Source organism: Azospirillum mesophilum, assembly GCF_053470405.2.
Genome location: NZ_JBPXMQ020000003.1, coordinates 95,769 through 121,022, shown reverse-complemented (window position 1 = coordinate 121,022; position 25,254 = coordinate 95,769). Strand labels below are relative to the sequence as shown.

Here is a 25,254-nt window from a genome sequence, read left to right as displayed (position 1 = left end):
GCAACCCCGTTCGACAACCGCGACGTGCCGAAACGAAAAACGGGGACCCGAAGGCCCCCGTTTTCCATTCGATCGTATTCCCCGCTCAGGTATCGAGGAAGCTGCGCAGCTTGCGCGACCGCGAGGGGTGCTTCAGCTTGCGCAGGGCCTTCGCCTCGATCTGGCGGATGCGCTCGCGCGTCACGTTGAACTGCTGACCCACCTCTTCGAGCGTGTGGTCGGTGTTCATGCCGATGCCGAAGCGCATGCGCAGCACGCGCTCCTCGCGCGGGGTCAGCGAGGCCAGCACGCGGGTCGTCGTCTCGCGCAGGTTCGCCTGGATGGCGGCGTCGAGCGGCAGGACCGCGTTCTTGTCCTCGATGAAGTCGCCGAGATGCGAATCTTCCTCGTCGCCGATCGGCGTTTCGAGGGAGATCGGCTCCTTGGCGATCTTCAGGACCTTGCGCACCTTCTCCAGCGGCATCATCAGACGCTCGGCCAGTTCCTCCGGGGTCGGCTCGCGGCCGATCTCGTGCAGCATCTGGCGGCTGGTGCGGACCAGCTTGTTGATCGTCTCGATCATGTGGACCGGGATGCGGATGGTCCGCGCCTGGTCCGCGATGGAGCGGGTGATCGCCTGGCGAATCCACCACGTCGCGTAGGTCGAGAACTTGTAGCCGCGCCGGTACTCGAACTTGTCCACCGCCTTCATCAGGCCGATGTTGCCCTCCTGGATCAGGTCCAGGAACTGCAGGCCGCGGTTCGTGTACTTCTTGGCGATGGAGATGACGAGGCGCAGGTTGGCCTCCACCATCTCCTTCTTCGCGCGGCTCGCTTCCTTCTCGCCCTTCTGGACGGTGGAGACGATGCGGCGGAATTCGCTGATCGGCAGCTTGGCTTCGTCCGAGATACCCGCAACGCCTTCACGCGTCTTGCGGATGTCGTTCTCGTACTTGTCGTAGAACTTGCCCCAGGTCTTGGGGTTCAGCCCACGGATGCGCTCCAGCCAGTTCGGGTCCAGCTCGTGGCCGAAATACTGGTTCAGGAAGTCCTCGCGCTTCACGCGGCAGTCGGTCGCCATGCGCAGCAGCTTGCCTTCGAAGCCGGTCAGCTTGCGGTTCAGGGCGTAGAGCTGCTCGACAAGCTGCTCGATGCGCTGGTTGTTCAGGCGCACCGTGTTCATCAGCTCGACCATCTCGGTCTTGAGCTTGTCGTACTTCTTGTCCGACTGCTTGGCGACGTCCTCGCCGCGCTGGATGGCCGCGATGCGGCCCTCGTGCAGCTTGTGCAGCTTGTCGTAGGTCGCCTTGATCTTCTCGAAGGTCTCGATGACCTGGGGCTTCAGCGCGGCTTCCATGGCCGACAGGGAGAGGCTGTTCTCGCCGTCCTCGCCGTCCTCTTCCTCGCCCTCGCCCTCGGGGCGCGGCGGACGCTCCTCCTCGGACTCCTCTTCGCCGCCGGTGGCTTCGACCACCTCGGCCAGACCCTCGGGCATCTCCTCACCGTCCGGGCCGCCGCCGTAGGTGGCGTCCAGGTCGATGATGTCGCGCAGCAGCATCTTCCCTTCCATGAGGGCGTCGTGCCACTCAAGGATCGCGCGGATGGTCAGCGGCGATTCGCAGATCGCGCCGATCATCATCTCGCGGCCGGCCTCGATGCGCTTGGCGATCGCGATCTCGCCTTCGCGGGACAGCAGCTCGACCGAGCCCATCTCACGCAGGTACATGCGCACCGGGTCGTCGGTGCGGCCGATGTCGTCGTCGTCCAGGTTGCCCGCCGAACGGCCTTCGCCCTCGCCATCGGCGGCGGCGTTGCCTTCGTTGTCCTGCTCTTCCGATTCGACGATGTTGATGCCCATTTCCGAGAGCATGGCCATCGTGTCTTCGATCTGCTCGGAAGACGACGTATCCTGCGGCAGGGCGGCGTTCAGCTCGTCATAGGTGACGTAGCCGCGCTCCTTGCCGCGTGCGATCATCTTCTTGACGGCAAGACCCATGCCGTCCATGAGCGGACCATCACCGGACTCTTCCCGGGCTTCCGAAACTTCAACGCTGTTCGCAGCTTTCGTGGCCATGCGATCGATGCCCCCGCATTACCCCATAAGAACAATAAAAAAGCACGCACCACAGCGGCCCCCCGCCGTCGATCCGCACCTGCTTAACCCGGTCGTGCACGCCCCCGAACCCTGTCCGGCTCGGCCCGTTCGTTCGATGCCCGGTCGCCATGGCGTCTAGGCATCGTCGAGATCCTCGTCATCCGTCATTCCCATTCCGGACCTGATGACCTCCTGTTGAAGGGCCACGACCCGCGCGAAATTCGCTTCGCTGTTGTCACGCGTCAAAGCCGCCTCCGCTTCCCGCAAATCGGCCATCACCTGCCGGTGATGCAGATGCCTCCATGTCGGCCACCACCCCCTTTTGGCTTCCAAAGCGGAAGCTTCCGGTCGTGCGAAGCCAGCATGGACATAGGTCGACTCGCTTAGCAGAGAGCCGACAATGGTATCAAAGCCGGCGGATGACAAGTGGCGACAAAGCGATGCTGCGTCAAGTCCCGAGTCGTTTTGCGGATGTCCGGCCAGCGATTCGATCACCGCACGACGCAGTTCGTCGAGCGCCGGATCGGCGAACGGGAGCATGCCGAGCGGCTCTCCCAACTCGTCAAACAGCTCAGGGTGGTTGATAATCACGGCCAAAAGAACACGTTCCCGCGCGGAGGCCATATTTCCCGGATTCCGGCGCTTGTGGCCCGGCGGGGGTGCCGTCCGCTGGCCCGGCAGGCCGGGAACGTGCCGACGCTGCGGTTGCCCCGGCCATGAACCCGAGCGCTGGCCCGGCTGCCAGGGTCCCCGCTCGAAACGGGGGCGCGGCGGCGGCGCAAAGGCCTCGTCCACGCGGCGGCGCATCTCCGTGCGATAGAAGATCTGCACGTCGCGGTCGGCAATCTGTCCCACCCGCGCCTCCAGCGCGGCTTTGACGGCCGCCTTCGATTCGGGGGTGTCGGTGGGCTTGCCTTCCGTCTCCATGCGCCAGACCGCCTCGGACAGCGGAATGGCCTCGCCCAGCACCTCCTGCATGGCGCGGGGGCCGTGGACGCGGATCAGGCTGTCGGGATCCTCCCCTTCCGGCAGGAAGGCGACGCGGGCGGAATGGCCGGGCGCGAGGTGCGGCAGGATGCGGTCCACCGCCTTCCAGGCGGCGCGCCGCCCGGCGTTGTCGCCGTCGAAGCAGAGGAAGGGCACCTTCTCCGCGTCGGGGATCAGCTTCCACAGCTCCTGCACCTGCGTCTCGGTGAGCGCGGTGCCGAGCGGCGCCACGGCGCCCTCGAAGCCGGCGCGGACCAGCGCGATGACGTCCATGTAGCCTTCGGCGACGATCACCGGCTTGCCGTCCGCCGCCGCCTGCCGCGCCCGCGACAGGCCGTAGAGCAGCGTGCCCTTGTGGAAGAGCGGCGTGTCGGCGGTGTTGACGTATTTCGGGCCGTCACCCTCCAGGATGCGGCCGCCGAAGGCGACCACCTGCCCGCGCCGGTCGGTCACCGGGAAGATGACGCGGTTGCGGAAGAAGCTGTAGGGCGTCCGCCCGTCCTCCGGCCGCTTCAGCAGGCCGGCGGTGACCATGTCCTCTTCCGCGAAGTTCAGCTTCAACAGATGCTGGCGCAGCGCCCCGGAATCGCCGGGGGCGAAGCCCAGGCGGAAGCGCGCCATCGTCTCCATGTCCAGGCCGCGGCGCTGGAAATACTCCAGCCCCGCCCGGCCCGCTGGGGCGTAGAGTTGCTGCTCGAACCAGCGCGCGGCCTGCTCGATGAGGTCGTGGAGCGTCTTGCGCCGCTCGTAACGCTGCTTGTCCTCTTCGGTGGCGCGGGGGACCGGCAGCCCCGCCTCGCCCGCCAGCGCCTCCACCGCCTCCGGGAAGGCAAGGTTGTCGTGGCGCATGACGAAGCCGATGATGTCGCCGTGCGCGCCGCAGCCGAAGCAGTGAAAGAAGCCCTTCTGGTCGTTGACGTAGAAGGACGGGGTCTTTTCGTTGTGGAACGGGCACGGGGCCTTGTACTCGCGCCCGGCGCGGATCAGGCGCATGCGCTTGCTCACCACGTCCGACAGCGCCAGACGGGTGCGCAACTCCTCCAGGAATTGGGGCGGGAAGGCCATGGGCGGGCGACACCGGTGACGGGATGGGCGAAACCCTATAGCAGAACGCCGCCGGCCACACCAACGGCTCCGCCCGCATTTGGCCTAATACCCCTGAAACTTTAAGAGGTTCAGCCGCCGGAAAGCTGCTGCTTCACAACACCGCTGACCTTGGCGAAGTCCATCTGGCCGGCGTAGCGCGCCTTCAGCTCCGCCATGACCTTGCCCATGTCCTTGACGCTGGCGGCGCCGACCTCGGCCGCGACGGCCTTCACGGCGGCGGCGACCTCCTCGTCGGACATCTGCGTGGGCAGGAAGCCCTCGATGACGGCGATCTCCTCCCGCTCCTGGTCGGCCAGTTCCTGGCGGCCGCCCTGCTCGTACATCTTGATCGATTCGCCGCGCTGCTTGATCATGGACTGGAGCATCGACAGCATCTCCGTCTCGTCGATACCGTCCATGACGCCGCGCGAGCGCGCCGCGATGTCCCGGTCCTTCAGCGCCGCCAGGATCAGGCGGACGGTGGAGACCGCGCGCTGGTTCTTGGCGCGCATGGCGTCCTTCAGGGCGTCGTTCAGCCGCGTGCGCAGCATGGTTGCTTCCTCGTGTTGAGTGGGGCCGGAGATTATTCCAGAGGCCAATCCCGCCGTCCACGGCGGAAGCATCGCGACCATGCAAACGGACCGCTGGAAATCGGACTGCCAATCGTCATATAGAGTGGGCCGGCCCACCCGACCCGACCAATCGACCAGGCTCCGACCGACCGCCCGAACGGGCCGGATCGGCAAGACCCCGGTGCGATGGTCTTCGCGTGCGCCTAAGCGGGACGAACGCGCCGTCGCCGTTCCGCGAATGAGGGATTTCGTGGCCCGCGGCGGCTCTTGATAAGGTCTGAAGGATGGCTCAATCGACTCTCCCGGCGGGCGATGCCGGCGCTTACACCGGTGTCCTGGTTCTGGCCGACGGCACCGTCTTCAAGGGCCGAGGCATCGGTGCTGTGGGAGATTCGGTGGGTGAGGTGTGCTTCAACACCTCGATGACCGGCTATCAGGAAATCCTGACCGACCCCAGCTACGCCGGGCAGATCATCACCTTCACCTTCCCGCACATCGGCAACACCGGCGCCAACCTGGAAGACATCGAAACGGTGACCCCCGCCGCGCGCGGCCTGATCCTGCGCGCCGACATCACCGACCCGTCGAACTGGCGCGCCACCCGGCACCTGGACGACTGGCTGAAGAGCTACGGCCTCGTCGGGCTGGCCGGGGTGGACACCCGCCGCCTGACCCGCCGCATCCGCGACCTGGGCGCGCCCAACGGCGTCGTCGCCCACGCGCCGGACGGCAAGTTCGACATCGACGCGCTGGTCGCCAAGGCCAAGGGCTGGCCGGGGCTGGAGGGCATGGACCTCGCCAAGGACGTCTCCTGCCGCCAGACCTACGGCTGGGACGAGAGCGCCTGGACCCTCGGCCAGGGCTACGGCAAGCAGGAGACCCCGCGCTTCCACGTCGTGGCGATGGACTTCGGCGCCAAGCGCAACATTCTGCGCTGCCTCGCCGCCGCCGGTTGCAAGGTCACGGTCGTGCCGGGCAACGCCACGGCCGAGGACGTGATGCGCCACAAGCCGGACGGCGTCTTCCTGTCCAACGGCCCCGGCGACCCCGCCGCCACCGGCGAGTATGCGGTTCCGACCATCCGCAAGCTGATCGACACCGGCCTGCCGATGTTCGGCATCTGCCTGGGCCACCAGATGCTGTCGCTGGCGCTGGGCGCCAAGACGAAGAAGATGGCGCTGGGCCACCGCGGCGCGAACCACCCGGTGAAGGACCTCGCCACCGGCCGCGTGGAGATCACCAGCCAGAACCACGGCTTCGTGGTGATGGAGGAGACCCTGCCCGCCGACGCCGAGGTGACCCACGTCAGCCTGTTCGACGGCAGCAACGAGGGCATCCGCCTGAAGGGCAAGCCGGTCTTCTCGGTGCAGTACCACCCGGAAGCCTCGCCCGGCCCGCAGGACAGCCACTATCTGTTCGACCGTTTCGTCGCCCTGATGGACGGCAAGGCTCAGGCCTGAGCGCTAGACGTTTGAACGCTAGGCATCTGAAAGCCGGAAAAGAAAAGGAGCCGCTCGCGGCTCCTTTTCGCGTTTCGGGGCTCATGACCCGGGGATCGCTATTTCTGCGTCCGGGGCTGCACCCGTTTCACCCCGCCGTAGGGGGTTGTGCCCCCACGGCCGCCGGGCGAACCAGCGGCTTGGGCAAAGTGCGTGTCGTCGCATTCGCCCTTTTGGCCGGCCGGCTTATCGCCCTCCTTGTCCGCGGCCTTCCGATCGCTGGACTGCTGCGGGCGCGGCGTGGTCATCGGGCCTTCGCGCTCGTCGAACGGTGCTTGGCCGGTGGTCTGCCAGTCGGCACCGCTCCGCTCATTCTTCTTGTCGGACATAGACTCTCCTCCTTGCACGCTTCCCCAAGGCAACCTCAGGGTGGGCAGTCTCAGAGGATCAGGGCCATCAGCGCCAGGATCACCGCCACGACCAGCAGGGCCGGAATCGCCATGCCGCCCGCGGACCAACCCGTTCGGGTGGAGGACGGGGTGACGGTGGACCGGATGGCGTTGCGCGAGGCGGCGTTGCTGGCGGGGCCGGGAATCGGCTCGCCGGCGCGGTCGCCCACACCTTCCACGCGGGCGTGGGACCGCAACATGCCGTCCCGCACATCGACCGGCGATCCGCCGGGATAGTCTGGGCGCGGATCTCCCGTTCCGGGGCCGGCACCGACGTTGTTGGCGCGGCTGCTGTTCGGGGCACGGTCATCCATGCTGGCCACCCACATCGTTTGGTTGCCTCATCATCCGCCAACAGACGGGGCTCCGCGCGGTTCCGCGCCTTCCTTCACCGATCGGTCGCGTTGTACGAATTAAGTCGTGTTCATCGCATGCGAACTCTGCGATGGTAACGCGTTGTCCGTTGCCATTAATACGGGAGTATGCGCACCCGTGCCCGCGCAAGAGCAGGTTGCCGACGCACAGGCCAACAAGAAACGGCATTCCCGCATTGGCCGCGCCTCGACCGAAGGACTGTCGCTCCGGTCGGGGTTGGTCCTGCTGGTCATGGCCGCGATGCTGCCCATGCTGGGGTTCGCCGGTTGGACCGTGATCCGCATGGCCGAGACGCAAAGCGCCGCCATCGAGCGCTCCGGGCAGGATCTCGCCCGAACGCTGGCGGTCGCCATCGACCGCGAGCTGTCGTCGATGGCCGCGGCGCTCCAGGTGCTGACAAGCTCTCATTATCTGGCGATGGACGACTTCGCGGGATTCCACCGGCAGGCCAACGAGGTTCTGCGCAACAAGGACATCCGCCGCGAAGGCATCCACATCGTGCTGACCGACGCGCACGGCCAGCAGATCACCAACACGCGCCGCCCCTACGGCGAACCCCTGCCCGTGGCGGCCGTACCGGGCATGATCCGGCGGGCGGCGGACACCGGCCAGACCCAGGTGTCGGAGGTGTTCAACGGCGCCGTCGCCGGGCGCCCGCTGGTCGCCATCGCCGTTCCGGTCCTGCGCGAAGGCCAGCCCCGCCGCGTGCTGGCGCTGAGCGTGCCGACGGAGGTCCTCGCCAGCGTGCTGAAGCGCCAAGGGCTGCCGGACGGGTGGATTGCCGGGATCTGGGACCGTCAGGGCATCTTCGTCACGCGCACCGAGGCGGCGAGCGCCTTCACCGGCACGCCGGTGTCGCCGGAGGTGTTCCGGGTGACCTCGGCCGCGCAGGCCGGCACCTTCTCGGGCACCACGCGCGAGGGCGTCGCCCTGTTCAGCGCCTACGCCCGGTCCGAGCTGTCGGGCTGGACGGTCGCGGTCGGCGTGCCGCAGACCATCATCGCCGAGCCGATGCGCCGCTCCGTGCTGCTGGTGCTGACCGGCGGCGGCATCATCCTGATCTTTAGTCTGATGATGGCGCTGGTGGTCGGGCGGCGAATCGCCGGGCCGGTCGCCGCGCTGGCCGATTCGGCGCTGGCGCTCGGAAGCAACGATCCGTCGGCCACCCTGGGCATGATCGAGCGCACCCCGGTCCGCGAGGTGAACGAGGTCGCCGGCGCGCTCCGCGACACCGCGCAGCGCCTGCGCGACAGCGAGGCGCAGCAGCGGCTCGCCATGGACGCGGTCGGGCTGGGCGTCTGGCGCTTCGATGCCCGCCGGGGGCGGTTCCAGGGATCGGAGCGCACCGCGGAACTGCTTGGGATGCCGATGGACGCCGGCTCCTCGCTGGAGGCCTGGATCCGCAACGTATCGGCGGAGCACCGCGACGCCGTGCGCAGCGCCCTCTACCGCGAAGGCCCCGCCACCGGCGAATTCGAGGTGGAGTTCCCGGTCGGATTCCCCGATGGGCAGGTCCGCTGGCTGGTGATGCGCGGCGCCTTCCTCGCCGACGCCGCCCCCACGGCGGCGCGGGCCGTCGGCCTGCTGGAAGACGTGACCGAGCGCCGCCGCGCCCATGAGGAGCAGCTGGGCGAGCTGGTGGACCGCCACGCCGCCGACCGCCGGCTGTTCGCCGCGATCATCGAAAGCTCCACCGACATGATCGTCGCGGTGGACCAGGACCTGCGCTTCATCCTGTTCAACGGCGCCTACCAGCGCGAGATCGAGGCTCTGTACGGCCAGCGGCCGGAGATCGGCCATTGCCTGCTGGACACCATGCGCGGCCTTCCCGGCTCCGAGGAAAAGGCGCGGGCGTTGTGGGGCCGCGCGCTGGCCGGCGAGCGCTTCACCGTGGTCGCCAAGGTCGGCAACCCGGCCCTGAGGCGGCAGCGCTACGAACTGGCCTTCGGCAGCATGGTCGATTCCAGCGGCCGCCGCATCGGCGCCTTCCTCGTCGCCCGCGACGTGAGCGAGCGCGAGCGCACCCAGGAAGCCCTGCGCCAAGCCGAGGAGACGCTGCACCAAGTCCGCAAGATGGAAGCCATCGGCCAGCTGACCGGAGGCATCGCGCACGACTTCAACAACCTGCTGCAGGCCATCGGCTCCGCCCTTTACCTCATCCAGATGCAGGGGGAACGTGACGGCGTGAGCCCGCCAACCGCGCGGGCGCTGGACATGGCCACCAAGGCCGTGGAGCGCGGCGCCACGCTGACCCAGCATCTCCTGGCCTTCTCGCGCCGCCAGCGGCTGGAGCCGAAGGCAGTGGACATTGGCGCCCTCGTCCAGGGCATGGGCGGGCTGCTGGAGCGGACGCTGGGCGGCACCATCCGCATCGTGACGGAGACGGAGCCCGGCCTGTGGGCCGCGCGGGTGGACCCGAACCAGCTGGAAATGGCCATCCTCAACCTGGCCATCAACGCGCGCGATGCCATGCCGGACGGCGGCACGCTGACCATCGGCACCGGAAACTGCCCCGACCTCAGCGAGGGCCGCCCGCTCGACCTCGCCGCCGGGGACTGCGTGCGCATCACCGTCGCCGACACCGGCAGCGGCATGAGCGCGGAGGTCGCCGCCCGCGCCTTCGAACCCTTCTTCACCACCAAGGGCGTCGGGCACGGCACCGGTCTCGGCCTGTCAATGGTGCATGGACTGGCCGCTCAGTCCGGCGGCACGGTGACTCTCGACACCCGGATCGGCGCCGGCACCACCGTAGCGCTCTACCTGCCGCGCGCCGAGGCCGAGGACGCGCATGCGGAAGCCGAGAACGCAGCGGCGGACGCCCTGCCGCCCTGCCGCGCCGCCACCATCCTGGTGGTCGAGGACGAACCGCTCGTCCGCATGGCCACCGCAACGGTTCTGGAGCAGGCCGGTTTCCACATCATGGAGGCCTCCAGCGGACCGGAGGCGCTGGAGGTGTTGGGCCGTGCACCGGATGTGGACCTCGTGCTGACCGACTACGCGATGCCCGGCATGACGGGCCTGGAACTGATCCGCGAGCTGCGCGCAACGTGGCCGGATCTGCCCGTCCTGATGGTCACCGGCTACGCCGAAATCCCCAAGGCGGCGGCGGTGGAGGGGCTGGTCATCATTCAGAAGCCTTATATGGCCGACGATCTGGTGCAGCGCATCCAGGCGGCGCTCTCCCCTCCATCCGCCGTCGCCGCCGCGCAATGACGGCTCCATGCCGCCGCAGGAGTCGTCCCACCCGCCCTGTCCGCTGTGCAGCCGGCCGATGGTGCCGGGGCCGAGCCTGAACGAGCACCACCTCGTTCCCCGAACCTACGGCGGGCGCGAGACGGTGACCATGCACCGCATCTGCCACGCCAAGATCCACGCGGTGCTGAGCGAGCAGGAACTGCGGGACCACTATCACACCGTGGAAAGCCTGCGCACCCACCCGCAGATCGCCGCCTTCCTGCGCTGGGTCGCCCGCAAGCCCCCCGAATTCATCGACCGGCACAATTCCGGCCGGGGGAAGAAGAAACGGTAAGTGTTATACCGTTTCGAAATTCGTAGGTTGGGTTGAGCGCCAGCGAAACCCAACAGACACGGTACAGGGAAGATGTTGGGTTGCGGCTTCGCCTTAACCCAACCTACGCTTCAAAGATCCTTGACCATCAACCACTGCTCCAAAGTTTCTTCCATCACCTGCCCTTGCGACGTCGTGAAGCGGAAGGCTTCGTTCAGCGGCCCCGTCACGCGCCAGCCGTTGCGCTCGTAGAAGCGCCGCGCCGCGTCGTTGGCACGCTCGACGCCCAGTTCCGCGCGCGCGATGCCGCGCTCCCGCAACAGCCGCTCGGCGGCAGCCAGGAGGTGGCGGCCGATGCCGGCGCCTTGCAGAGGGTAGAAGGTCCGCACCGCCCACAGGACCGCCGTCCCTTCCCCCCGTTTGCGGGCGAGGTCGATCCACACCTGCCCGACCGGGAAGCCGGCGGTGACGCCCAGCAGCATCAGCCCGTCGCCGCGTTGCTGCGCGTCGAACGCCGCGCGGATCACCGCCCGGTGCGGGCTGTAGAGCCCCATCCATTCGAGCGCCGGCAGGTCCGCCTCGGTGCAGAGGCGGATGGTCATGGGGACGGCCAGGGTCGCCCGCCCAAGCTCCTCCAGCTCATCCATCGGACAGCGCCGGTTCGGTCAGGCCGACGCGGCGGTACAACTCCGGTCGGTGGCGCTGCCAGTTCTCGATGACGCACTCGGTCGCCGGGCGGTCGTAGTAGGTCCAGGGCAGTGAGCGCGCGTTCAGCCCGACGAAATGCGCGCCCCCCCGCCCCAGCTCCGGCGTCTTTGGCCAGAAGGGCGAGCAGAGCGACACGTCCGCCAGCGAGACGACGTGCGCCGGCCGTCCGACGTCGAGCGCCACCACCTGGAGGCCCTGCTCGTCCAGCTCCGACTGCAACGGGACGGGATGCCGGGTCAGCACCTCGCGGACGGCGGCGCCGAGGTCGTGGCCCGGGGGCAGGCCACGGATGCCGGCGTTGCGCGGCTCCTCGCGGGTCAGGTGAGTAAAGGCACCGTGGGCCAGAGTCACGTCGGCGGCGATCAGGCAGCGCGGCTCATCCTCCCCCAGCCAGGCGCGCATGGCGTCGGGCAGGTCCCAGAGGATGCAGTCGTTGTCCAGCGACAGCTCGTACCGGTCGGGGAAGCAGCGCATGGGGGCGAACTTCCAGGCCACCCCCTCCGCCATATCGGCGCCGAGGTGGTCGCGCAGGAAGTCCGGCAGCCCGCCCGCCGGCTGCCAGTCCACGGCGTCGGGCACCGGCCCCGTGCGCTTCCGCGCGGTGTCCGGGGGCATGGCGTTGACGACGACGGCGTAGCGCGCCTCCGGCCCGAACAGCCGCCACGCGCCCCAGATGGACAGACGCAACGCCTCGAACCCGCGCGGGCTGACGTCTCCGATGGTCCAGCGGACCCCGATGGGGCGGTTCATGCCTCGTCTCCGGCCGAGAAGCGCTGGGTCATGCTGGGCTGGTCCATGGCGCCCCAGCGGTACTTGTAGGGCTCCCGCCCGCGCAGGAAGTGGAACTCGGCCGCCCCCTCGCGCAGGGCCTCGGCGATGGCGTGACCGACCGCCAGCACGCCCGGCCCCTGCGGCGCAAAGTCCGGGTCGAAGCCGCCGAGGTAGTAGTAGGACCGCCGACCGTCGCCGAGCCCGTAATGCACGGCGGCCAGCCGCCCGCCGATGCGCAGCCGGTGCATCCGCAAAAGCCCGGCCTGGGCCAGCGCCGGCACCGCAGCCCGGTGGAAGCTCTGCACCGCCGGGTCGGCGAGCACGCCGGGCTCGCCCCGGCTGGACCAGCGCGCCGCGTGCAGGCGGAACAAATCCTCCAGCATGCCGCCGGCGGTGTGCGGCGTGGCCGTCTCCACCGTCACGCCGCCGGCCCGCTCCGCCCGACGGGCCGTGTGGCGCAGGTTCCGCAGCTGCCCGGCGGGGAGCACGGCTTCCAGGCTGCCGGCGGTCGGCGGCAGGGGCAGCACAGGGCAGACGTCCGACGCCCCGCCCTCCGCGCTCCAGCCCGGCGGGGGATCGAGGCGAAGCAGCGGCGACCAGGGCGGCAGCGCCGGAAACTCGACGGTGCCGCAGCCGGTCAAGCCGGGGATGGCCGCCAGCACCGGGGCGAGCGGCACGTCCGGCTCCACCAGCGCGTCCAGCAGGTCGGTGACGCCGACGCCCACCGGCAGCAGGCGGTCGCCCTCCCGGTAGAGCGGCAGAACGCCGACCAGACGGACCCGGCGGTAGAGTCCCAGCACCCATAAGTCCCCATGGGCGAAGGCGCGCCACCAGGGGATCAGCCACGCCGGATGCTGGAACGGCGTGGCGTCGGGCACGCGCCGCCACAGGCCGGCCCAGGGTGCGGCCAGCGCCTCCAGCGCCGCGTCGCTGCGCGCGGCAATGATGCGGATGCCGGTGGCGTCGATGCCGGGGATGGTGGGGACCAAACCGTGACCAAGGCTTGCGTGCATCACGCCGCTCCCGCGTTGACGGCCCGGCCGGACAGCCGGGCGTAGAGGTCGAGATAGGCGCCCGCCATGCGCCGCGCCGAGAAGCGCGCCCGCGCGGCGGCGCGGCAGGCGTCGGGGTCGAGGCGCCCGGCCTCGGCGATGGCGGCGGCCATCTCCGCCGCGTCCCGGACGATGAAGCCGGTGACGCCGGGTTCCACGATGTCCGGAAGGGCGCCGTTGGGGAAGGCGACCACCGGCGTGCCGCTGGCCATCGCCTCCATGGCGACCAGGGAACTGGTCTCCGGCGCGAGGCTCGGCACCAGAAGGCAGCGGGCCGCCGCGAGCAGCCGGCGCTTGCGGGCGCCGCCGACCGGGCCGAGGAAGCGGCTGCCCCCGCCGAGGCGCGGCCGGACCTCCTCCGCGAAGTAACGCTCGTGCGCCTCGTAGGGAAACACCCGCCCGCCGATCAGCAGCGGCACCCCGGCGCGCCCGGCGGCGTCGAGGGCGAGGTGGATGCCCTTCTCCGGGCAGACCCGGCTCATCGCCAGGGCGAAGCGGCGCTTGGTCAGGCGGGCGGCGAAGCGCTCCACCGCGACCCCGTTGGGGATGGGCGGCAGCAGCCGGACGCCCGGCGGGCAAGCCCGATGCTGGGAGGCGGAGACGCAGACCAGATGCGTGTCCGGACGGCGCGTGGCCAGGGCTTCCGGCGCGTACCAGCCCGGCGGCAGGTGCAGCGTGACCAAGGCCGGCACGCCCGGCGGCGGCAGGCACTGGGCAAAGTCGATCCCGTGCAAATGCACCAGATCGACGGGATGGCGCGCCAGCGCCACGCGGACGGTGCGGCGCACGGCGGCGTGGACCGCGCCGCGCACCGCCTCGTCGATACGCCCGTGCACCGCCGGCACCGGCAGCAGCGTCCCCGCGACTGACGATCCCTCGCACGCCACGACCAGGGAGCGATGGCCGGCGGCGACCAGCGCGCGGTCGAGCGTGCTCAACACCTGCTCCGCCCCGCCGACCGCGTCGGGACCGACGGGGGCGAAGGGATAGGCGACGCTCAGCACGGTCAGAGGCATCCGGCGCCCTCCAGCCCCAGCGTGCGCAGGGCTTCGGTGGCGAGCGCGCGCCAGCGCTCCCCCGTCATGCCCCAGGAATAGCGGTCGTAGTGCAGCATCCCGTCGTGCGGCGGCCGCGTGAAGTCGTAGGCCGGGGCGCGGCGGAACCGTTCCACGTCGTCGCAGAAGGGAGCGAGCGTGCGGGCCTGGCTGGCGTGCGCGTCGAGCATCCGCCGCTTCAGCGACCGGCCGGCCTCGTCCAGGGCGACCGTGCAGACGGGGATCCCGGGATAGGGAAGGAAGTCCTGATAGGTCGTGTGCCCCTCCCCGCCCCCTGGCCCACCATGATACCCCGCCATCTCCACGATCTCCGGAGCCGCCTCGTCGAAAAGAGCGCAGGCGGCGTGCACGGCGAAGGCGGTGGCGTCGTGGTCGGGATGGCCGCCCTCGTAGGCGTGGGTCAGCACCACGTCCGGCCGCCAGTCCTCGATGCGGTGCATCACCAGCCGGGTCAGCGCCGCCAGATGGAAGGAGGCGTCCTGGTCGGCGAAGCCCAGCCCGTCGAGCCGGTCCTCCGCAAGGCCCGCCACGGCCAGCGCCCGTTCCAGCTCCGTCCGGCGCAGGGCGGCGTAGTCGGCGGCGGAAGCGCAGCCGGCGGCCTCGGCGTCCAGCCCGGTGCGGGGGGCGCCGTCGGTCGTGTGCAGGATGCGGATCGCGGCGAACCGGCCGAGCTGCGCGCCGGCCCCTATGGTCTCGTCATCGGGGTGGGCCACGACGACGAGCGCGCGCTGGCGATGGTCGAAGGGCAACTGCTGGCGGGACGCGGATGGCGCCTCGTCGAGGCAGGGGAAAGGCATGTCGGCTCTTCGCGGTTTCGGACGGTGCGAGAGCCAAACAGACCCGCCGGAGCGCGGTTCCGGAACTCCGGAGCGTTAGCCAATGCTACAGAGGCGGTTCAGGAGCCGGTCAGAGGCGCCCCTTGCCCTTGGGGATATACCGGTTGATTTCGCCGTCGCAGGACCGGCTGACCCGTTCGTATTCGGCCACCGTATCCACCTGGGCCTGCCGCCGGTCGCGCTCCTTGCCGAACTCCGCCATCATCTGGCGCAGGGCGGCGTCCACCGGCTGCCGGAGGACGTTCATCGCCTGATCCTTGGACCGGGCGCGCACCGGTCTGGTCTGCGCCAGCACGCCTTCGAGCCGGTGCTTGATGGTCGGCCCGAACTCCCGCAGCAACTGCTCGTCCACGGCGATGTGCTTCATCTCATGGTTCAGCACCTCGCGGTGGATGCAGCTGCCCTGCGGCAGCTCGCGGGCGACATAAATGATGCGTTCCTGAAAACCGAAAGTGACGGTCAGCGCGTTGGCGCCGCCGCAGTAGGTGCCGTCGCCCATCGGCTGGACCAGCGCACCGAGCTGCGACTGCTCCCCATAGCGGGCGTGGGCAAGGCCCAGGATGTGCCCGCCGGACGCCCCCGCCGGCCCCGGCGCCCGACCGGGCATGGAGGCGAGCTGTGCCAGCGAGCGCCCATAGTCGCGCTTGAGCTGCGCGACCTGGAACTCGACCTTCACCTCGATGGGGCCGAAGCGCGGACAGGCCCCGCCGGCCTGGGCCGCGGCCGGCGATGCTGTGAGCATCCCGGCCCCGGCCAGGGCCAACACGGCAGACAGCAAGGACATCCGACGAAGCGCCATCCCGCAAATGTCGGCATTTCCGCCGAAAACGGCAAGGGCCGCGCTTTACGGCCTCAGCCGCGCTTGCCGGGGTAGAGGAAGCGGGCCTTCAGCGTGCCTTCGATGGCGCGCAGGTCGTTCGCCACCTCGTTCTCGTCCACCTCGCCGTCCACGTCCACCACGACGTAGCCCAGCTCCGGGTCGGTCTGGAGATACTGGGCGGCGATGTTCAGGTTGCGGCCGGAGAAGACCTCGTTGATTTTGCGCAGCACGCCCGGACGGTTCTCGTGAACGTGCAGGAAGCGGGTGCAGCCCTCGTGCACCGGCAGGCCGACCTGCGGGAAGTTCACGGCCCCCATGGTCGAGCCGTTGTCCGAATACTCGATCAGCTTCTGCGCCACTTCGGTGCCGATGTTCGCCTGCGCCTCCATGGTCGAGCCGCCGATGTGCGGGGTCAGGATGACGTTGTCCAGGCCGCGCAACGCGCTTTCGAACACCTCCTTGTCGCCGCCCGGCTCCTTCGGGAACACGTCGATGGCGGCGCCGATCAGGTGCCTGTCCTTCAGCGCCTGGGCCAGCGCCTCGATCACCACGACCTGGCCGCGGGCGGCGTTGATCAGGTGGGCACCCTTCTTCATGCCGCGGACCTGCGCCTCGCCGATCATGTTGCGGGTCTGCGGGGTGTCGGGGACGTGCAGCGTGACCACGTCGGACACGGCCAGCAGCTCCTCCAGCGAGTGGCAGGGCTGCGCGTTGCCGAGCGCCAGCTTGTTCACGATGTCGTAGTAGCGGACCTTCATGCCCATGGACTCGGCCAGGATCGACACCTGCGTGCCGATGTGGCCGTAGCCGACGATGCCCAGCGTCTTGCCGCGGATCTCGTAGCTGTCCTTGGCCGACTTCATCCAGCCGCCGCCGTGGACGAGGTTCGACTTCGGGAAGATGCCGCGCATCAGCATGATGATCTCGCCGATCACCAGCTCCGCCACCGAACGGGTGTTGGAATACGGGGCGTTGAAGACGGGAATGCCGAGTCGGCGGGCCGCCTTCAGATCCACTTGGTTGGTGCCGATGCAGAAGCAGCCGACGCTGAACAGGCGGGTCGCCGCCTCCAGCACCTTGGCGGTCAGATGGGTGCGCGAGCGGATGCCCAGCATGTGGACCGAGCCGATGCGCTCCAGCAGCTCCGATTCGTCCAGCGCGTGCGGCAGGCGCTCCACGGTGGCGTAGCCCCCATGCGCCAGCTCGTTGATGGCGTTGTCGTGAACGCCTTCCAGCAGCAGGATGTTGATCTTGTCCTTGGAGAGCGAAAGCTTCGTCACGGCCGGCATCCGTCCATCTGGTGGCCCCGCCTCGGCGGGCCGTCGTAGAAAGAGAGCGCGCAAGGTAATACCAAGAGGCGACCTTGTCACGCGAGGGATGTTGCGCCGCGGCACCTCCTTTCGCATGGCGGCTTGGCGCGACGCGCGGGGCGGGTGTATGTCTGGTTCCGAACCAATTGGCGGAGGATCGGGCATGGCGTCGGGCGGCAGGGGTCTTCTCATGGCGGTCACGCTCGCCGTTCTGGCCGGTTCGCCGGCGGCGAGGGCCGCCAGCTTCGACTGCACCAAGGCGAAGACCCCGGACGAGATCCTGATCTGCGCCGACCCGGATCTGTCCCGCGCCGACGAACGCATGGCGGCGGCCTACAAATCCCTGATGGAGGCCGTGCAGGCACAGGGACTCGATGCCGGGGTCCGCGACCGGCTGCGCGGCCAGCAGCGCGCCTGGGTCACGCTGCGCAACAGCCGTTGCGACCTGAAGTCCTCCACGAAGATCGGCCCGGACAACCGCGCCACGCTGGTCGACTGCATGCGCTGGTCGGTGCTGGCGCGCATCGACGATCTGGAGCTGGTGCGCGACGGTCTGCCGATCACGGCGCTGGCCGAGCCGAAGCGCATCGCCGAGACGAACAAGGCCAAGCACTACCAGATCGACGCCAGCTATCCGGTGCTGCCGGCCTCCATCGCCGGCGCGGACGCCTTCAATCCGCTGGCGGAACGGCAGGTCCGCACGGTGGTCAACCAATTCCTGAAGGAGACGGTCTCCGACGACGTTCCGGAGCCCGACATGATGTCGACCCTCGACATCGGTTACCGGATCACCCTCGCCACGCCCCGGCTGATGTCCGTGCAGTTCGACTTCTACGAATACGGCGCCGGGGCCGCGCATGGGACCGGCACCGCGTCCGCGCTGCACGTCGATCTCCAGCGGCGCAAGGCCCTGACCGCGGCCGACGTCTTCGCCGCGGGCAGCGGGTGGGAAAAGGCGGTCGCGGCGCACGCCATGGCCGACCTGAAACGGCAAGCCAAGGCCGACGATTTCGAACTGGACGAGGGCGCCGGGGAAAATGTGGCCGCTCTCGTCCCCGACCTCGTCCACTGGCGGCTGGAGCCCGACCGCGCCGTGATCGTCTTCAACGCCTACGAGGTCGCCGCCTACGCCGTAGGCCCGCGCGAGGTGGCCGTTCCCTACGCGCTGCTGACTCCCTATTTCAAGCCGGACAGTCCGCTGCCGCCGAAGCGCTCCTGATCCGCCCCCAACCAACAGCAAGAAACGCGAGGCTTTGCCGTGTCCGACGTGACCATCTACCACAACCCGCGCTGCACCAAGTCGCGCCAGACGCTGGAGCTGCTGCAGTCCAAGGGCATCGCGCCGACCGTCGTCGAATATCTCAAGACCCCGCCCTCGGCGGAGGAGCTGAAGGCCATCCTGGGCAAGCTGGGCAAGGGGCCGCGCGACATCCTGCGCAGCAAGGAGGCGGCGGAGGCCGGGATCGCCAAGGATCTGGACGGCGACGCCCTGATCGCCGCCATGGTTGCCAACCCCACCGCCATCGAGCGTCCCATCGTCGTCAAGGGCGACAAGGCCCGCGTCGGCCGCCCGCCGGAAAGCGTTCTGGAGATCCTGTAAGTGACCGAAAAGACCCTGGGCCTCACCGCCGAGACCGCCGCCGCCGAGCTGCGCACGGTCCGCGACCTGATCCGCTACGGCGTCAGCCGCTTCAACGAGGCGGAGATCGAATACGGCCACGGCACCAGCACCGCCTTCGACGAGGCGGTCTTCATGGTGCTGGAAGGGCTGAACCTGCCCATCGACCAGCTGGAGCCCTATCTGGATGCCCGGCTGACCACGCCGGAGCGCCGGCGGGTCGCGGAGCTGCTGCACGCCCGCGTGGAGACGCGCAAGCCGGCCACCTACCTGCTGAACAAGGCCTACATCCAGGGCATCCCCTTCTATGTGGACGAGCGGGTGATCGTGCCGCGCTCCTACATCGGGGAGATCCTGTTCTCCGACCTGATCGGCGGCGACGACTTCACGCTGGTGGAGGACCCGACGGAGGTGGAGCGGGTGCTGGACCTGTGCACCGGCTCCGGCTGCCTCGCCATCCTCGCGGCGCGGATCTTCCCGGAGGCTCAGGTGGACGCGGTGGACCTGTCCGCCGACGCGCTGGAGGTCGCCAAGCGCAACGTCGCCGACAGCGGCTTCGAGGACCGCATCACCCTGCACCAGGGCGACCTGTTCGCGCCGCTGAAGAACCGCAAGTACGACGTCATCATCACCAACCCGCCCTATGTGGACGCCGAGGCGATGGCGAACCTGCCGCCGGAGTTCCGGCACGAGCCGGAACTGGCGCTGGCCTCGGGCGAGGACGGGCTGGACATCGTGCGCCGCATCCTGAAGGAAGCGCCGAAGCACCTGACGCCGGAAGGCGGCCTGCTCTGCGAGTTCGGCACGGGACGCGAGATCCTGGAAGCCGAGTATCCGGACCTGGACTTCTTCTGGGTGGAGACGGCCAACAGCTTCGGCGAGGTTTTCTGGCTGACCCGCGACCAGCTGAAGGCCGGCGGGAAATAAACTGCCCCCTGCTTCCCCTCTCCCATCCCCGATGGGAGGGGGCTTTCTACACCCGCCGCCGCATCAGAATGCTTCCGCCCTCGTGCGGCAGGCGTTCGTGCCAGGGAACGGCAGCGCGCGCAACCTCCTGGAAGCCTTCCTTGAGGTAGAGGCACTGCGCCGGCGCGTTGTCGGCCCAGACGTGCAATGTCACCCGGTCGAAGCCGCCGCTGCGCGCCCGGCCGTACACCCACGACAGGAGGCGCGCGGCGATGCCCCGGCGGCGCCAGGACGGATCGACGGCCAGCGCCGACAGGAAGTAGCTGCCCCAGTCCTGTGTCCCGTTGAAATCGGTGATGTGGGCCAGCCGCTCGGGGGGAAGACCGGTGTAGTCCTGGGACTTCATCCAGTCCACCGGATAGGCGTGCGCAACGCCGACGATTTCGCCCCTCACCTCCGCCACGCCGGAATGGCGGTGGGAGAAGGATCCCGCCGTACCGGCCAGCCCCGGCACCAGCATCTCCGCCGCGGTGAGGCCGGGTACCAGCCCGTCCAGCAGGAACTCGTAGACCCCGCCGCCGGCCATGTCGATCAGCCGCGCCATATCCGGCGCGTCGTCGGGCAAGGCTGGGCGGATGATGACGTCCGGTTGCGGCATGATGGTCGTCCTGAGTTCCGTTTTCTCGTTTGTTTTTTTGCGTCTGGTCTTTTCGCGTCTGGGATGGGCCGTTGACCGCCCGCCCGTCCCGACCTATCCTGCCGGGCATGATGGGACGTCACCTTACCCTGGGTCTGCGAATTAGCAGCCCGGTTCTCGCGTGAGAGCCGGGATTTTCGTTCGCCTGCTGTTTCCGACCCATAAAACGGTAAGAGTGCATCATGTCCACCGTCGTCCTGGCGGCACCTGCCGCTGAATCCCGCCCGATCGATCCCAACCGCTGCGTCGCCTTCGCCGTCCAGGCGGACGCCGATCCCGGTACCCTGCCGCGCGTGCTGGAGCTGTTCGCCAAGCGCGGCCTCGTGCCCCTGTCGCTGAACAGCCGGCTGCTCGGCGATGCGCTGGCCGTGGAGGTCGAGGTCACCGGCATGGTCGCCGCCGAGTCGAACCACGTCGGCAACTGCCTGCGCCAGATCCCCATGGTCACGCGGGTCACGGTCACCGACCGCACCCTGCCCGCCGACCTGCCGGTCGCCGACCTGCCGGCCGCCGCCGAATAGGCGGACGGCAGCCGGCGGCACGTCCCGACCGTCACTCGGTGGCCGGCTTCGCCTCCGCGGAGGAGGAGTCCGGCACGGCTGGCGCCTCGCCGGGGACGCCGGCAGCGGCCGGCTCCTCCGCTTCCTGCATCATCTGGGCGGCGCGCTGCAGCTTGCGGAACTGCGCCACCGAGAAAGGCAGGCTGGCGAGGTAGGCGATGCCCACGAAGGCCAGCGTCCACCAAGGCTGGCTGACCAGCGAGGCGGCGAGCAACCCGACCCCGACCAGTCCGGGCACCACATAGTGGGTCGGCACCCGCATGCCCTTGAAGGAGAAGGTGGGGAGCGTGCTGACCATCAGCCCGCCAATCAGCAGCGTCCAGGGCACCACGATGGCCGGGTGGCCGGCGATCTCGGGACCAGCCTCGAAGCCGATGACCATGGGCAGCATCGCCAGCCCCGCGCCGGCCGGAGCCGGCACGCCGGTGAAGTAGTTGAAGGCCCAGGGCGGCAGGTCCACGGCGCCCAGCCGGGAATTGAACCGGGCGAGCCGGAGCGCGGCGCAGACGGCATAGGCCATGGCCGCGATCCAGCCCAGGCTGCCCGCCGCGTTCAGCGCCCACAGATACATCATGAAGGCCGGGGCGACGCCGAAGCTGATGACGTCGGACAGGCTGTCCAGCTCCGCCCCGAACTTGCTCTGCCCGTTCAGCAGGCGGGCGATGCGGCCGTCCAGCGCGTCGAGGATCGCCGCGATGACGATGCTGACCACCGCCTGCTCCCACCGCTCGTGCATGGCGAAGCGGATTGCCGTCAGGCCGGAGCACAGCGCCAGCACCGTCAGCACGTTCGGCAGAAGATGGTTGATCGACAACCCCTTCAGCCGCGGGTGCGGACGGCGCGGCCGGCGCTTGCGGAAGACGCCCGGCTTGAAGACCGGCTGCTTGAAGACGGGCGGCCTCTTCATCGGCGGACATCCCCCTGCCGTTGCGGCTCCGTGCTCGTCAGGTCGGCCAGGATCGTCTCGCCGCCGATGGCCGTCTGCCCGACGCAGACCAGCGGCATCACGCCGTCCGGCAGATAGACGTCGGTGCGGCTGCCGAAGCGGATCAGGCCGAAGCGCTCACCGGCCTTCACCTCCTGCCCGGCCTTGACCCAGTAGAGGATACGGCGGGCGACGAGGCCGGCGATCTGGACGTAGGCGATCTCGCGCCCGTCCGGCAGGCGGTGGCGGAAGGCGGCGCGCTCGTTCTCCTCGCTGGCCTTGTCCAGCGCGGCGTTCACGAAGGTCCCCTTGTGGTATTCCGCCGCAACGACCGTGCCGTCGGCCGGCACGCGGTTGACGTGCACGTTGAAGACGTTGAGGAAGATGCTGATGCGCGTGCGCGGCTGGTCGCCCATGCCGAGTTCCGGCGGCGGCACGGCGGGTACGATCATGGTCACGCGGCCGTCGGCCGGGCTGACCAGAAGGCCGGGCCGAGTCGGCGTCACGCGGTCGGGGTCGCGGAAGAAATACGCGCACCACAGGGTGAGGACGAGACCCAGCCAGCCCAGCGGCGCTGCGACGGCGAGCCCGAGAATGAGGGAAACCACGGCGAAGGCGGCGATGAAGGGCCAGCCGGCGCGGTGGATCGGAACGACTACGGTATCGATGGCGGACATCGCCGGTTACTTTACCCTCGGATCGTTTGGAGCGGCGCATTCTAGACGCCCTCCCCCGCCCTTTACAGAATTTTAGCAGGCTGGGCCGGAGACTCCCGCGAACTCCCACAGGAATGAGCGTGCCGCCGTGTCTGTTCCCGCCGCCCGCCTTCAGGCCATGCCGTCGCTCGCGGAGGTCGCGCAGACCGCACTGCCGTTCAGTCCCGACTCGTTCGTCATGACACCGGAAGGCGTGCTGGGCATCGCCAAGCCGCCGCGCCCGGCCCGCCTCCATTTCGTGGCGGACGACCTTCCTTTCAACATCGCGGTCAGCTTCGACGGCGAACGCTCGCGTTCCCAGATCTGGGCGGAGGTCGGGCACATCCCCTACACGGCGCAGTCGCCGGAACGCCGGCGTCAGCTGCTGGGTATCCTAAGGGCCATCCAGACCTTGAAGCACGCCAAGTTCCTGGTCCAGGAGGGTCAGAAGATCCTGCTGTTCTCGGAGTCGCAGTTCAGCGGTCAGGCCTCGCCGGAGGATTTGATCCACCAGACGATCCTGGCCCTGCAGGAAGCCCGCCCGTTCCTGCGCCTGCTGGCGCCGTATTTGTAAGTGGTGCCGTAGGTTGGGTTGAGGCGCAGCCGAAACCCAACACTCCTGCACGGCAACGTGCNGGGGGGGGGGGGGGGGGGGGGGGGGGGGGGGGGGAGGAAAACCAAAACCCCACCACTCCTGCACGGCAACGTGCGTTGGGTTTCGCGTGCGCTCAACCCAACCTACGGGCATTTGTGTTGCTCAGTTCGAGACGGGAAGGGCGAAGATCTGGCCGGGATAGATCAGGTCCGGGTCGCGGATCTGGTTGCGGTTGGCCTCGTAGATCAGCGTGTACTGCACGCCGTTGCCATAGGTGGCGCGGGCGATCCGCCACAGGCTGTTGCCGGGCTGGACGACCATCGAGCGTCCTTCCGGAAGGTTGGCGGGGACCTCCGACACCTGGACCGGCAGTTCGACCCGCGCGGTGACCTTGCCCGAGTCGGTCACCTGGTCCGCACGCATGGTGTAGACGCCCGGCGTGATCGCGCGTTCGGGGCTGAGCCGCCAATGGCCGTCCGGATCGGTGTGGGCGCTGCCGACCAGCAGGTTGTCGAGGTAGAGCTGCACCGCGCTGCCCGGCTGTGCCCGGCCGCCCATGGCGACGTGGCCCGCGGCGTCGTAGTCCATGCTTTCCACCGACACGCCGCCGGGCGGAGGGGGCGCGGCCACGCCGCGCGTCGCGGGGGCCGGGGCTCCCTTCGGGGCCTGGAGGACGGTGCTCGGCCCCACGCCCTCGCGCGGGACGGCGACCGCGAGCGGTCCGCTCGGCTGGTTGGACGAGGCCCCGCCGGGGGACGGCGCCGGTTCCGGCACCATCACCACGACGACCCGCTCGGACGGAGTCGGCTCGGCGGCGCCGGCGGCCTGTTCGGACAGGTTCAGCTCGCGCGTGCCGGGGGAAAGCGGCTGGTCGGGAAGCAGCACCCACTCGCCCCGCCCGTCCGCGGTGACCGAGCCCAGCGGACGCTCCCCGTCACGCACGGTGACGGAGGCGCCGGGCGTCGCGCGTCCGGCCATGACCGCCGCGCCGTCGGGCGCCACGCGCAGGATGTCGAAACGCGGCCCGGCCGGGTCCGTGGCCTTCTGATCCGCCGGAGTCTTCAGATCGGCGCGCTTCTGCGCCGGAGGCGTGACCGGTCCGGGGCCGAGCGCGACGGTGGCGCCGGTGTCCTTGGGCGTGGGCGTCACGGACGCTGGACCAAACGACACATAGGCGGCCGCCCCGACGGCCAGAACCGCCGCGACACCGCCGAAAAGAAGAGCCTGGTTCACGGGAGCACCGCCGCATCGCCGCCGGCCGACACGCCGGCATGCTGCACAATAGCAGATCACACTCCCCGATCAGAACACCGCCGAAGGGTCGCGGCCATACCCGCAAGGGCGGCTCACACCGCCTTCGCGCCGATCCCGCCGTCTAAGCGTTGACGGGTGCGGGCCGATGTGATCCCTCCGGTGGATCGGCTGGCCGGTTGTCCGGCTGGACGACATGCCCGATGCTGGTGTTCCATGGCTGGTGTTCCATGATGGCACGCACCACCGACGTGAAAGGGAGAGCGATGAAGGCCCCGAAGTCCGTCTGCGTCTACTGCGGCGCCTCCAGCCGCGTCGCCGATGTCTACAAGGACGCCGCCCACGCGCTGGGCGAGGGGCTGGCCCGCCGGGACATCCAGCTCGTCTATGGCGGTGGCCGGGTGGGACTGATGGGCATCATGGCCGACGCGGCGCTCGGCGCCGGGGGCCGCGTCGTCGGCATCATCCCGGAGCACATCCAGTCCGCCGAGGTCGAGCATCTGGGCGTGACCGAACTGCACGTCGTCGACAGCATGCACACGCGCAAGCGCATGATGGTGGACCGGTCGGACGCCTTCGTCGTGCTGCCGGGCGGGTTCGGCACCATGGACGAGGCGTTCGAGATCCTGACCTGGAAGCAGTTGCGCCTGCACGACAAGCCGGTCGTCCTCGTGGACGTGGACGGTTATTGGCGCCCGCTGCTGGGCCTGATCGACCACATGATCGCCCAGGGCTTCGCCCAGGACACGCACCGCGCCCTGTTCACGATCGTGGACGAGGTGGACCACGTCTTCGACGCCCTGGCGAACGAACCGGAACCGTCGTTGAAGATTCGCTCGCAAAAGCTCTGAAAAGGGCAAGTGGTAGGACCAGATCCGCCCAGTTCCGTCATTTTCCGTGCGACATTGGGTGCTTTGGCCCCCACCGGTCCTTTCTTTCGGCCGCGGCCCAGTGCTATATAACGC

At 69.2% G+C, this 25,254-nt stretch carries 25 protein-coding genes; 9 read left to right on the top strand and 16 right to left on the bottom strand.

The features are described 5' to 3' along the window. Nucleotides 1-85: 85 nt before the first annotated feature. From rpoD to ACSVC7_RS04735, 3 genes are all read right to left on the bottom strand, one after another. Nucleotides 86-2,053: an RNA polymerase sigma factor RpoD gene (rpoD, locus tag ACSVC7_RS04745; protein WP_448203275.1), complete on the bottom strand. Its 1,968-nt coding sequence runs from the start codon at nucleotides 2,051-2,053 to the stop codon at nucleotides 86-88. A 156-nt stretch (nucleotides 2,054-2,209) separates the two neighbouring features. Beyond that, a complete protein-coding gene (gene dnaG, locus ACSVC7_RS04740) occupies nucleotides 2,210-4,126 on the bottom strand; it encodes a DNA primase (RefSeq protein ID WP_448203274.1) in 1,917 nt (638 codons plus the stop codon). A 110-nt stretch (nucleotides 4,127-4,236) separates the two neighbouring features. Further along, on the bottom strand, nucleotides 4,237-4,698 hold the full coding sequence (locus tag ACSVC7_RS04735; RefSeq protein ID WP_448203273.1) for a GatB/YqeY domain-containing protein: 462 nt from the start codon (nucleotides 4,696-4,698) through the stop codon (nucleotides 4,237-4,239). Nucleotides 4,699-5,003: 305 nt separating this feature from the next. Between ACSVC7_RS04735 and carA the strand changes: the two genes are divergently transcribed. Beyond that, entirely contained in the window at nucleotides 5,004-6,179 is a 1,176-nt protein-coding gene (gene carA / locus ACSVC7_RS04730) for a glutamine-hydrolyzing carbamoyl-phosphate synthase small subunit (RefSeq protein WP_448203272.1), read from the top strand. Nucleotides 6,180-6,277: 98 nt separating this feature from the next. Here the strand turns inward: carA and ACSVC7_RS04725 are convergent, their stop codons facing one another. Together ACSVC7_RS04725 and ACSVC7_RS04720 are read right to left on the bottom strand one after the other, a co-directional pair. Beyond that, entirely contained in the window at nucleotides 6,278-6,547 is a 270-nt protein-coding gene (locus ACSVC7_RS04725; RefSeq protein ID WP_448203271.1) for a hypothetical protein, read from the bottom strand. Nucleotides 6,548-6,597: 50 nt separating this feature from the next. Further along, nucleotides 6,598-6,921, bottom strand: coding sequence for a hypothetical protein (locus tag ACSVC7_RS04720; protein WP_448203270.1), 324 nt, complete (start codon nucleotides 6,919-6,921; stop codon nucleotides 6,598-6,600). A gap of 178 nt (nucleotides 6,922-7,099) precedes the next feature. Here ACSVC7_RS04720 and ACSVC7_RS04715 point away from each other — a divergent pair, with 178 nt between their 5' ends. Both ACSVC7_RS04715 and ACSVC7_RS04710 read left to right on the top strand, forming a co-directional pair. Next, nucleotides 7,100-10,195 carry a response regulator gene (locus ACSVC7_RS04715; protein ID WP_448203269.1) on the top strand — a complete coding sequence of 1,032 codons (3,096 nt, stop codon included), beginning with the start codon at nucleotides 7,100-7,102 and terminating at the stop codon, nucleotides 10,193-10,195. A 7-nt stretch (nucleotides 10,196-10,202) separates the two neighbouring features. Then, a complete protein-coding gene (locus ACSVC7_RS04710; RefSeq protein WP_448203268.1) occupies nucleotides 10,203-10,511 on the top strand; it encodes an HNH endonuclease in 309 nt (102 codons plus the stop codon). A gap of 110 nt (nucleotides 10,512-10,621) precedes the next feature. Here ACSVC7_RS04710 and ACSVC7_RS04705 read toward each other — a convergent pair whose 3' ends face one another. From ACSVC7_RS04705 to serA, 7 genes are all read right to left on the bottom strand, one after another. Next, nucleotides 10,622-11,137, bottom strand: a complete 516-nt coding sequence (locus ACSVC7_RS04705; protein WP_448203267.1) for a GNAT family N-acetyltransferase — start codon at nucleotides 11,135-11,137, stop codon at nucleotides 10,622-10,624. Beyond that, the gene (locus ACSVC7_RS04700) at nucleotides 11,130-11,948 is read right to left on the bottom strand and encodes a hypothetical protein (RefSeq protein WP_448203266.1); all 819 of its coding nucleotides are present in this window, start codon (nucleotides 11,946-11,948) and stop codon (nucleotides 11,130-11,132) included. The genes ACSVC7_RS04705 and ACSVC7_RS04700 overlap by 8 nt, the downstream gene beginning before the upstream one ends. Then, the gene (locus tag ACSVC7_RS04695; RefSeq protein ID WP_448203265.1) at nucleotides 11,945-12,982 is read right to left on the bottom strand and encodes a GNAT family N-acetyltransferase; all 1,038 of its coding nucleotides are present in this window, start codon (nucleotides 12,980-12,982) and stop codon (nucleotides 11,945-11,947) included. Before ACSVC7_RS04695 ends, ACSVC7_RS04700 begins: the two co-directional genes overlap by 4 nt. Beyond that, complete coding sequence (locus ACSVC7_RS04690; RefSeq protein ID WP_448203264.1) at nucleotides 12,982-14,037, bottom strand: glycosyltransferase; 1,056 nt, start codon at nucleotides 14,035-14,037, stop codon at nucleotides 12,982-12,984. The genes ACSVC7_RS04695 and ACSVC7_RS04690 overlap by 1 nt, the downstream gene beginning before the upstream one ends. Next, nucleotides 14,028-14,873, bottom strand: coding sequence for a PIG-L deacetylase family protein (locus ACSVC7_RS04685; protein WP_448203263.1), 846 nt, complete (start codon nucleotides 14,871-14,873; stop codon nucleotides 14,028-14,030). Before ACSVC7_RS04685 ends, ACSVC7_RS04690 begins: the two co-directional genes overlap by 10 nt. 109 nt (nucleotides 14,874-14,982) lie before the next feature. Further along, nucleotides 14,983-15,696 (bottom strand): hypothetical protein, encoded by a 714-nt coding sequence (locus ACSVC7_RS04680; protein ID WP_448203262.1) that lies wholly within the window; start codon nucleotides 15,694-15,696, stop codon nucleotides 14,983-14,985. Between the two features lie 68 nt (nucleotides 15,697-15,764). After that, nucleotides 15,765-17,012: a phosphoglycerate dehydrogenase gene (serA, locus tag ACSVC7_RS04675; RefSeq protein WP_448203261.1), complete on the bottom strand. Its 1,248-nt coding sequence runs from the start codon at nucleotides 17,010-17,012 to the stop codon at nucleotides 15,765-15,767. A 220-nt stretch (nucleotides 17,013-17,232) separates the two neighbouring features. Here serA and ACSVC7_RS04670 point away from each other — a divergent pair, with 220 nt between their 5' ends. Genes ACSVC7_RS04670 through prmB form a run of 3 tightly spaced genes read left to right on the top strand, consistent with a single transcriptional unit; the run spans nucleotide 17,233 to nucleotide 19,587 of the window. Further along, complete coding sequence (locus tag ACSVC7_RS04670) at nucleotides 17,233-18,261, top strand: DUF3298 domain-containing protein (protein WP_448203260.1); 1,029 nt, start codon at nucleotides 17,233-17,235, stop codon at nucleotides 18,259-18,261. 39 nt (nucleotides 18,262-18,300) lie between these two features. Next, a complete protein-coding gene (arsC, locus tag ACSVC7_RS04665; protein ID WP_448203259.1) occupies nucleotides 18,301-18,642 on the top strand; it encodes an arsenate reductase (glutaredoxin) in 342 nt (113 codons plus the stop codon). Next, a complete protein-coding gene (prmB, locus tag ACSVC7_RS04660) occupies nucleotides 18,643-19,587 on the top strand; it encodes a 50S ribosomal protein L3 N(5)-glutamine methyltransferase (protein ID WP_448203258.1) in 945 nt (314 codons plus the stop codon). It abuts the gene before it with no gap. A 46-nt stretch (nucleotides 19,588-19,633) separates the two neighbouring features. On the opposite strand, the gene ACSVC7_RS04655 is transcribed toward prmB, so the two are convergent. Next, on the bottom strand, nucleotides 19,634-20,224 hold the full coding sequence (locus tag ACSVC7_RS04655) for a GNAT family N-acetyltransferase (RefSeq protein ID WP_448203257.1): 591 nt from the start codon (nucleotides 20,222-20,224) through the stop codon (nucleotides 19,634-19,636). A gap of 221 nt (nucleotides 20,225-20,445) precedes the next feature. On the opposite strand from ACSVC7_RS04655, the gene ACSVC7_RS04650 reads away from it, so the two are divergent. Further along, nucleotides 20,446-20,784: an ACT-like domain-containing protein gene (locus ACSVC7_RS04650; protein WP_448203256.1), complete on the top strand. Its 339-nt coding sequence runs from the start codon at nucleotides 20,446-20,448 to the stop codon at nucleotides 20,782-20,784. A gap of 31 nt (nucleotides 20,785-20,815) precedes the next feature. Here ACSVC7_RS04650 and pssA read toward each other — a convergent pair whose 3' ends face one another. Both pssA and ACSVC7_RS04640 read right to left on the bottom strand, forming a co-directional pair. Continuing rightward, a complete protein-coding gene (gene pssA, locus ACSVC7_RS04645; protein WP_448203255.1) occupies nucleotides 20,816-21,730 on the bottom strand; it encodes a CDP-diacylglycerol--serine O-phosphatidyltransferase in 915 nt (304 codons plus the stop codon). Then, entirely contained in the window at nucleotides 21,727-22,425 is a 699-nt protein-coding gene (locus ACSVC7_RS04640; protein ID WP_448203254.1) for a phosphatidylserine decarboxylase, read from the bottom strand. Before ACSVC7_RS04640 ends, pssA begins: the two co-directional genes overlap by 4 nt. A gap of 127 nt (nucleotides 22,426-22,552) precedes the next feature. On the opposite strand from ACSVC7_RS04640, the gene ACSVC7_RS04635 reads away from it, so the two are divergent. Then, nucleotides 22,553-23,017, top strand: coding sequence for a hypothetical protein (locus ACSVC7_RS04635; RefSeq protein ID WP_448203253.1), 465 nt, complete (start codon nucleotides 22,553-22,555; stop codon nucleotides 23,015-23,017). A 183-nt stretch (nucleotides 23,018-23,200) separates the two neighbouring features. Here the strand turns inward: ACSVC7_RS04635 and ACSVC7_RS04630 are convergent, their stop codons facing one another. After that, nucleotides 23,201-24,271 (bottom strand): LysM peptidoglycan-binding domain-containing protein, encoded by a 1,071-nt coding sequence (locus tag ACSVC7_RS04630; protein ID WP_448203252.1) that lies wholly within the window; start codon nucleotides 24,269-24,271, stop codon nucleotides 23,201-23,203. Between the two features lie 248 nt (nucleotides 24,272-24,519). Here ACSVC7_RS04630 and ACSVC7_RS04625 point away from each other — a divergent pair, with 248 nt between their 5' ends. Next, nucleotides 24,520-25,140 (top strand): LOG family protein, encoded by a 621-nt coding sequence (locus ACSVC7_RS04625; RefSeq protein ID WP_448203251.1) that lies wholly within the window; start codon nucleotides 24,520-24,522, stop codon nucleotides 25,138-25,140. The last annotated feature ends 114 nt before the right edge of the window (nucleotides 25,141-25,254 follow it).

Bases quoted from the DNA above. Each gene is read 5' to 3' on its own strand.
- rpoD (WP_448203275.1), bottom strand. From the start codon at position 2,053: ATGGCCACGAAAGCTGCGAACAGCGTTGAAGTTTCGGAAGCCCGGGAA.
- dnaG (WP_448203274.1), bottom strand. From the start codon at position 4,126: ATGGCCTTCCCGCCCCAATTCCTGGAGGAGTTGCGCACCCGTCTGGCG.
- ACSVC7_RS04735 (WP_448203273.1), bottom strand. From the start codon at position 4,698: ATGCTGCGCACGCGGCTGAACGACGCCCTGAAGGACGCCATGCGCGCC.
- carA (WP_448203272.1), top strand. From the start codon at position 5,004: ATGGCTCAATCGACTCTCCCGGCGGGCGATGCCGGCGCTTACACCGGT.
- ACSVC7_RS04725 (WP_448203271.1), bottom strand. From the start codon at position 6,547: ATGTCCGACAAGAAGAATGAGCGGAGCGGTGCCGACTGGCAGACCACC.
- ACSVC7_RS04720 (WP_448203270.1), bottom strand. From the start codon at position 6,921: ATGGATGACCGTGCCCCGAACAGCAGCCGCGCCAACAACGTCGGTGCC.
- ACSVC7_RS04710 (WP_448203268.1), top strand. From the start codon at position 10,203: ATGCCGCCGCAGGAGTCGTCCCACCCGCCCTGTCCGCTGTGCAGCCGG.
- ACSVC7_RS04705 (WP_448203267.1), bottom strand. From the start codon at position 11,137: ATGGATGAGCTGGAGGAGCTTGGGCGGGCGACCCTGGCCGTCCCCATG.
- ACSVC7_RS04700 (WP_448203266.1), bottom strand. From the start codon at position 11,948: ATGAACCGCCCCATCGGGGTCCGCTGGACCATCGGAGACGTCAGCCCG.
- ACSVC7_RS04695 (WP_448203265.1), bottom strand. From the start codon at position 12,982: ATGCACGCAAGCCTTGGTCACGGTTTGGTCCCCACCATCCCCGGCATC.
- ACSVC7_RS04690 (WP_448203264.1), bottom strand. From the start codon at position 14,037: ATGCCTCTGACCGTGCTGAGCGTCGCCTATCCCTTCGCCCCCGTCGGT.
- ACSVC7_RS04685 (WP_448203263.1), bottom strand. From the start codon at position 14,873: ATGCCTTTCCCCTGCCTCGACGAGGCGCCATCCGCGTCCCGCCAGCAG.
- ACSVC7_RS04680 (WP_448203262.1), bottom strand. From the start codon at position 15,696: ATGTCCTTGCTGTCTGCCGTGTTGGCCCTGGCCGGGGCCGGGATGCTC.
- ACSVC7_RS04670 (WP_448203260.1), top strand. From the start codon at position 17,233: ATGGCGGTCACGCTCGCCGTTCTGGCCGGTTCGCCGGCGGCGAGGGCC.
- ACSVC7_RS04655 (WP_448203257.1), bottom strand. From the start codon at position 20,224: ATGCCGCAACCGGACGTCATCATCCGCCCAGCCTTGCCCGACGACGCG.
- ACSVC7_RS04650 (WP_448203256.1), top strand. From the start codon at position 20,446: ATGTCCACCGTCGTCCTGGCGGCACCTGCCGCTGAATCCCGCCCGATC.
- pssA (WP_448203255.1), bottom strand. From the start codon at position 21,730: ATGAAGAGGCCGCCCGTCTTCAAGCAGCCGGTCTTCAAGCCGGGCGTC.
- ACSVC7_RS04640 (WP_448203254.1), bottom strand. From the start codon at position 22,425: ATGTCCGCCATCGATACCGTAGTCGTTCCGATCCACCGCGCCGGCTGG.
- ACSVC7_RS04625 (WP_448203251.1), top strand. From the start codon at position 24,520: ATGATGGCACGCACCACCGACGTGAAAGGGAGAGCGATGAAGGCCCCG.